Source organism: Micromonospora sp. NPDC048905, assembly GCF_040649655.1.
In the GTDB taxonomy this organism is placed as follows: domain Bacteria; phylum Actinomycetota; class Actinomycetes; order Mycobacteriales; family Micromonosporaceae; genus Micromonospora.
The window spans coordinates 323,741-330,154 of the sequence record NZ_JBEZFV010000006.1 but is presented as its reverse complement, the minus strand read 5'-3'; the positions used below and the strand labels follow the sequence as shown (position 1 = coordinate 330,154).

At 71.3% G+C, this 6,414-nt stretch carries 6 protein-coding genes; 2 read left to right on the top strand and 4 right to left on the bottom strand.

The genetic code is table 11. The features are described 5' to 3' along the window. Positions 1-248: 248 nt before the first annotated feature. From AB0C01_RS18480 to purS, 4 genes are all read right to left on the bottom strand, one after another. A complete protein-coding gene (locus AB0C01_RS18480) occupies positions 249-1,004 on the bottom strand; it encodes a 2-phosphosulfolactate phosphatase (protein WP_357244089.1) in 756 nt (251 codons plus the stop codon). A gap of 4 nt (positions 1,005-1,008) precedes the next feature. Then, positions 1,009-3,666 (bottom strand): phosphoribosylformylglycinamidine synthase subunit PurL, encoded by a 2,658-nt coding sequence (gene purL, locus AB0C01_RS18475; RefSeq protein WP_357571678.1) that lies wholly within the window; start codon positions 3,664-3,666, stop codon positions 1,009-1,011. Positions 3,667-3,733: 67 nt separating this feature from the next. Continuing rightward, on the bottom strand, positions 3,734-4,417 hold the full coding sequence (purQ, locus tag AB0C01_RS18470) for a phosphoribosylformylglycinamidine synthase subunit PurQ (protein ID WP_357243530.1): 684 nt from the start codon (positions 4,415-4,417) through the stop codon (positions 3,734-3,736). Next, a complete protein-coding gene (gene purS, locus AB0C01_RS18465) occupies positions 4,414-4,677 on the bottom strand; it encodes a phosphoribosylformylglycinamidine synthase subunit PurS (protein ID WP_357243527.1) in 264 nt (87 codons plus the stop codon). Before purS ends, purQ begins: the two co-directional genes overlap by 4 nt. Positions 4,678-5,031: 354 nt before the next feature. Here purS and AB0C01_RS18460 point away from each other — a divergent pair, with 354 nt between their 5' ends. Both AB0C01_RS18460 and AB0C01_RS18455 read left to right on the top strand, forming a co-directional pair. Further along, a complete protein-coding gene (locus tag AB0C01_RS18460; protein ID WP_357243524.1) occupies positions 5,032-5,715 on the top strand; it encodes a trypsin-like serine protease in 684 nt (227 codons plus the stop codon). Positions 5,716-5,739: 24 nt separating this feature from the next. After that, the gene (locus tag AB0C01_RS18455; RefSeq protein WP_357571677.1) at positions 5,740-6,303 is read left to right on the top strand and encodes a YbjQ family protein; all 564 of its coding nucleotides are present in this window, start codon (positions 5,740-5,742) and stop codon (positions 6,301-6,303) included. Positions 6,304-6,414: the final 111 nt, after the last annotated feature.

Genomic DNA, 6,414 nt, shown 5'->3' with positions numbered 1-6,414 from the left:
ACGAGCAGGGCGGCTACGGCCAACCGACCGCCGGGCGGCCCCGACCGGAGACCCCGCCCCCGACCGACCGGGGTGGCCGACGTCTCGACTGGCTGGACGACTGACCGAACACAGCGCACGGAAGCGGCCACCCGGATCTCCGGGTGGCCGTTTCGCATTCACGATCTACTCGTGGTCAAGAAAAAAGTGTCCCGGCTGTCTGGACCCCGCGGCTTCCTGCACGCGGAGTTGATCACTCAGGTACACCCTCAGGCGGCGGCGAAGACACCCTGGTTGAGCACCGGCACGACGTCCGACACGCCGATCCGGACGGCGACGTTCACGTCCTCGGCGAAGCCGCCCTCGGTCAACTCCCGCCCGGACACGCTCCCCCGCACGGCGGCTGGCACATCCGGGGTGCTCGCCAGCGCGGCGAGTGCCATGGCGGCCTCCACGGACAGCCCGCCCGGTACGCCGGAGAGAGCGTCGAGCACCGAGGCGGCACCGAGTTGGTCCTCCACCGACGGGCGCAGCGACCCGTCCGGCCACCGTTCCCCGGAGGCGATCACGCCGATCGGAGCGTCCACGGTGCCGTACCCCTGGCGTCGTAGCCAACGCCCGACGGCCGGTGCGTTACGCAGGCACGCCGCGACCACCGGCAGGCCGGTGGCGCTGGCGGCGGCGCTGATCGCGGAGCCGTTCGGTGAGGGGAGCACCAGATCCGCCACCACCGGTGCGGTGCTCAGCGCGGCGGGCGAGAGCGACCACGGGTGTTCCGCGCTCACCTGCCGTCTTCCCACCGCCGCGACCGCGCCGACGCGCACCGCGTACTCGGCGGCCTGCTCACCCCAGGGGAACGGGTGCACCCGCATGCCCCGGGCGACCGCCACCTCCACGGCGGTGGTGAACGACAGCACGTCCACCACCACCAGCGCCGCGCAGACCCGGCCGAGCTCGGCCGCCCCGGTCAGCCCCCAGTCGAACCGGGCACCGGAGCCGGGTTGGCCGTAGACAGCGGCCGCCAACGCCTCAGCGCTCGTCAGGCGACGGTTCGGTGACACCGGTGTCAGACTCGGACGACCGGCCAGGCTGTGCCGGACCGATCGGCTCGACAGCGCCGGTCTCCGGGGACGGCCCCGAAGAGGCGATCGGCTCGGAGAGCACCTCAGCCGGGTCGATCCGCTCCGCCGGGGCGACCGGCAGTGGGACGGCCTCGACCGCGCCCGCCACGCCGGTGGCCGGCGCGGGCACCTCGACGGCCGCCGAACCCCCGAAGAGGCGCGGCAACGTCTCGGTGTGCGCCCGGCGCAGCTCGTCCAGCTCGATCCGGAACTGGCCGTGCACCTCAAGGGCGCCGCCGGTCGGGTCGGTGACACCGATCAGCTCGAACGGCACCCCCCGCTCGGCGCAGAGCGCCGCGAACGCCTTGTCGTGGCCGCGCGGCACCGACACCAGCGCCCGCGTGGCGGACTCGCTGAACAGGTAGACGAACGGCATCGAGCCCTCGGCGAACTGCTCCGGCACCGCGATGCGGGCACCGACGCCGCGGCGCAGGCAGGACTCGACCAGGCTCTGGGCGAGGCCGCCGTCGGAGAGGTCGTGCGCGGAGGCCAGGTGACCCACCCGGGCGGCCTCGGCCAGCAGGTCGGCCAGCGCCTTCTCCCGGAGAAGGTCGACCTGCGGCGGGATGCCGCCGAGGTGCTCGTGCGTCACCCAGGCCCACTCCGAGCCGGACAGCTCCACGTTCGTCTCGCCGAGCAGGTAGAGCTGGTCGTGGTCGCCACCGGGCCGCGGGACGAAGCCCATCGGCACCCGGTCGGCGACGTTGTCCAGCACACCCAGCACACCGACCACGGGGGTCGGGTGGATGGCCGCCGCGCCGGTCTGGTTGTAGAAGCTGACGTTGCCGCCGGTCACCGGGATGCCCAGCTCCAGGCAGCCGTCCGCGAGGCCGCGCACGGCCTCGGCGAACTGCCACATCACGCCCGGGTCCTCCGGGGAGCCGAAGTTGAGGCAGTTGGTCACGGCGATCGGCTTCGCGCCGGTCACCGCCACGTTCCGGTACGCCTCGGCCAGCGCCAGCTTGGTGCCGTGGTACGGGTCGAGCCTCGCGTACCGGCCGTTGCCGTCCACCGACAGCGCCACGCCGAGTCCGGTCCGCTCGTCGATCCGGATCACCCCGCCGTCCTCCGGCTGGGCGAGCACGGTGTTGCCCAGCACGTAGCGGTCGTACTGCTCGGTGACCCAGGTCTTGTCGGCCAGGTTCGGCGACGCGATCATGCGCAGCAGGGTCTCCCGCAGCGCCTCCGGGTCGGCCGGGCGGGGCAGCGTCTCGGCCCGGTCGGCCTGGAGCAGGATCAGGTCGGCCGGCTCACGCATCGGCCGGGCGTAGACCGGACCGTCGTCGACAAGCGATCCCGGTGGCACGTCGACGACCAGGTGGTCCTGCCAGGTGATCAGCAGTCGACCGGGGCGGCCGTCCGGCTCCGGTGCGGTGACCTCACCGATCGCGGTGGCGAGCACGCCCCACTTCTCGCAGGTCTTGAGCACCGCGTCCAGCTTGTCCGGCTCGACGACCAGCAGCATCCGCTCCTGCGACTCGCTGGCGAGGATCTCGTGCGGGTCCATCGAGGGCTCGCGCAGCGGCACCCGCTCCAGCCAGACCCGCATGCCGGTGCCGGCAGCGGCGGCGGTCTCGGTGAGCGCGCAGGTCAGCCCGGCGCCGCCGAGGTCCTGGATGCCGACGACCAGTTGGCCGTCGTACAGCTCGAGGCACGCCTCGATCAGCAGCTTCTCGGTGAACGGGTCACCGACCTGCACGGCCGGCCGGCGTGCCTCGCTGCCCTCGTCGAAGGTGGCGCTGGCCAGCACCGAGACGCCGCCGATGCCGTCCCGGCCGGTCTTGGCACCCATCAGGACGACAACGTTGCCCGGGCCGGCGGCAGCCTTGTTCTGCAACCGGTTGACCGGCAGCACACCCAGGCACAGCGCGTTGAGCAGGGGGTTGCCCTGGTAGGAGGGGTCGAAGACCAACTCGCCACCGATGTTGGGCAGGCCGAGGCAGTTGCCGTAGCCGCCGACACCGGCGACCACGCCGGTGAGCACCCGGGCGGTGTCCGGGTGGTCCGCGGCACCGAAGCGCAGCGGGTCCATCACCGCGACCGGGCGGGCGCCCATGGCGAGGATGTCCCGGACGATGCCGCCGACGCCGGTCGCCGCACCCTGGTACGGCTCGACGAAGCTCGGGTGGTTGTGCGACTCGACCTTGAAGGTCACCGCCAGCTCGTCGGAGACCTGCACGACACCGGCGTTCTCACCGATGCCGGCGAGCAGCCGGTCGCTGTGCACGGCCTTCTCGCCGAACTGGCGCAGGTGCACCTTGCTCGACTTGTAGGAGCAGTGCTCGCTCCACATGATCGAGTACATCGCCAGCTCGGACTGCGTGGGCCGGCGGCCGAGGATCTGCCGGATCCGGTCGTACTCGTCGTCGCGCAGACCAAGCTCGGTGTACGGCTGGAGCTCGCCCGGGGTGCCACCGGCGCGCGGCACGGTGTCCACGCCCTCGGTCCACACGGCGGTGTCCAGCGGGGCCGGAGCGGCGGGCTGCGCCGCGCTCGGCTCGGCCGACTGCGCCGGGGCGGAGTACGCCTCGGGCGTGTCGCGTACCGGGTCCGGATGGGTGGTCATGACCTCTCCTCGCTGCGCTCGTGCCCGCCAGACCGACGGTTGAGCAGACCGATGATCGTGTCGCCGGTCATGCCGGCGTCCCCACCAGGTGCTTGAGGGCCGACGTGAAGAAGCCGAGGCCGTCCAGCGAAGGACCGGTGAGCGCCTCCACCGCATGCTCGGGGTGCGGCATGATGCCGACCACGTTGCCCGCGGCGTTGGTGATCGCGGCGATGTCGCGCTGCGACCCGTTGGGGTTGCCGCCGACGTACCGGGCGACCACCCGGCCCTCGGCTTCGAGCTGGTCCAGCGTCGCGGTGTCCGCGACGTAGCAGCCCTCGCCGTTCTTGACCGGGATGAGCACCTCCTGGCCGGGCTGGAACGCGTTGGTCCACGCGGTGCCGGCCGACTCGATGCGCAGGACCTGGTCCCGGTTGCGGAAGTGCAGGTGCTGGTTGCGGGTGAGCGCGCCGGGCAGCAGGTGCGCCTCGCACAGGATCTGGAAGCCGTTGCAGATGCCGAGCACCGGCAGACCGCCCTGGGCGGCGTCCACGATCGTCTCCATCACCGGGGCGAACCGGGCGATGGCGCCGCAGCGCAGGTAGTCGCCGTAGGAGAAGCCGCCGGGCAGCACCACCGCGTCCACCCCGTACAGACCCGGGTCACCGTGCCAGAGCCGGACCGGCTCGGCACCGGCGATCCGGACGGCCCGGGCCGCGTCCCCGTCGTCGAGCGAGCCGGGGAAGGTGACGACACCGACCCGGGCGGTCACGAGCGGGCGCCCGCGGTCTCGTCGGCCTCGACCAGGCGGATGGTGAAGTCTTCGATCACCGGGTTGGCAAGCAACTTGTCGGCAATCTCCCGAGCGCGGTCCAGGTCCGGTTCACCTGTGAACTCGATCTCGATCCGCCTGCCGATCCGAACCGAGGCGACGTCACCGACGCCGAGCCGGGGCAGCGCGTTTGCGACGGCCTGGCCCTGCGGATCGAGGATCTCGGGCTTGAGCATGACGTCGACGACGACGCGAGGCACTGGGCACTCCTGACTGTGTACGCAGTTGGGTGCCGACCCACAACGGGCGAGCGCAGCCAGCGTACCTGGCAGATATCGCCACGGGCGCACCGGCCGGGTGCAGTTCAGGCAGTGATCGACATTACCGACGCTCAGGATGACCCAGGGAGCGCGACAGGTGGCCCCACCAGGACATATACGGCGCTTTCGGTAGCCGAATCGTTACATTGATCAATCCCGATCAAAATCTTGATAACGGCAGCCCCGAGGCTTATTGTGCATCGATGTAAGTCGATGTAGGCGTTGGTGGGAACCCCCGCTGTCGCCCTCCCGCACCCGGCGACCCCGGGTCCGCCCGTCCAAGGAGTCCACCCGATGCGCATCCGCCCCCTGCTCGCCGTCCTCAGCACCGCGCTGGTCGGTGCCCTCGGCGCCGCCTCCGGCGCGTCCGCCGCCCCGCCCGGCCCGCAACCCATCATCGGCGGCAACACCGTCGCGTCCGCGCCCTGGGCCGCAGCGGTGCTGAGCAACGGCTCGTTCACCTGCTCCGGCAGCGTCATCGCCGCGCAGTGGGTGCTCACCGCCCGCCACTGCATCAGCGGCACCATGTCGGTGCGGGTTGGCAGCGTCTACCGCGCCTCGGGCGGAGTCACCCGTACGGTGAGCGCCACCTACACCCGCAACGACCTCGCCCTCATGCGGCTCTCCAGCACGGTCAGCACGTCGACGGTCACCCTGGCCAGCAGCAACCCGCCCATCAACTCGACCAACTCGATCTACGGGTGGGGCATGACCTGCTACAGCGGCTGCTCCGCGTCCAGCCAGCTCAAGACCGCCACCGTGCGGGTTACCAGCAACAGCGTCACCGACGCGTACGGCGGGCAGGCGATCCGCAGCACGGAGATCAGCGGTAACGCCTGGCGGGGCGACTCCGGCGGCCCCCAGTTCTACAACGGCCAGCAGGTCGGCGTCGCCTCCACCGCCGACGGCTACAGCATCCAGAATTACGGCAGCGTTGCGTACAACCGGGCCTGGATCACCTCGGTGGCCGGTGTCTGACGGTTAACGCCACACGCGGCGCGGATGGTCGGCCCCGTGTCGGCCGTCCGCGCCGCGCTGTTTTGCAGCATCCGATCAGGTGAACAATGCACCCGATCGGGTCAGGCCACTCCTGACAGCATCGGAACCGTGCTGGTCGTGACGACGGAGCAACTGCCCGGCTATGAGATCCGCCAGATTCTGGGCGAGGTCGTGTCCTCGATGGCCAGGACACGCAACCCGTACCGCGAGGGGGTCAAGAACCTGCGCGGCGGCGCGTACGACCCGATGGCCCCGGACAACCTGACCCGGTGGCGCACCGACTCGGTGTCCCGGCTCGGCGAGGAGGCCCTGCGGCTCGGCGCGAACGCGGTGATCGGCATGCGCTTCGACAGCCGCGACTGCGGCGAGATGTGGATGGAGATCTGCGCGTACGGAACGGCGGTGGTCGCCGTACCCAAGATGCCCGAGGTCATGCCGGCCGACCAGCCGGCGGTCGCCGCGGAGACCGCGGAGGTCGCGGGCTTCACGGAATCGCCAGGTGGCATCGCCGAACCGGCAAGCGCCCCCAACCTGAGATCGGCAGCAGAAACCGCAACCGGCGACTAACCCACCCCACCCCACCCACCCCACCCCGCCCGAACCCCACCCCGCCCCCACCCACCCGCATCCCGTCCGGTGATCAAGAGGTTTGCGTCAGGTAGGAGATCAAAGTTGACG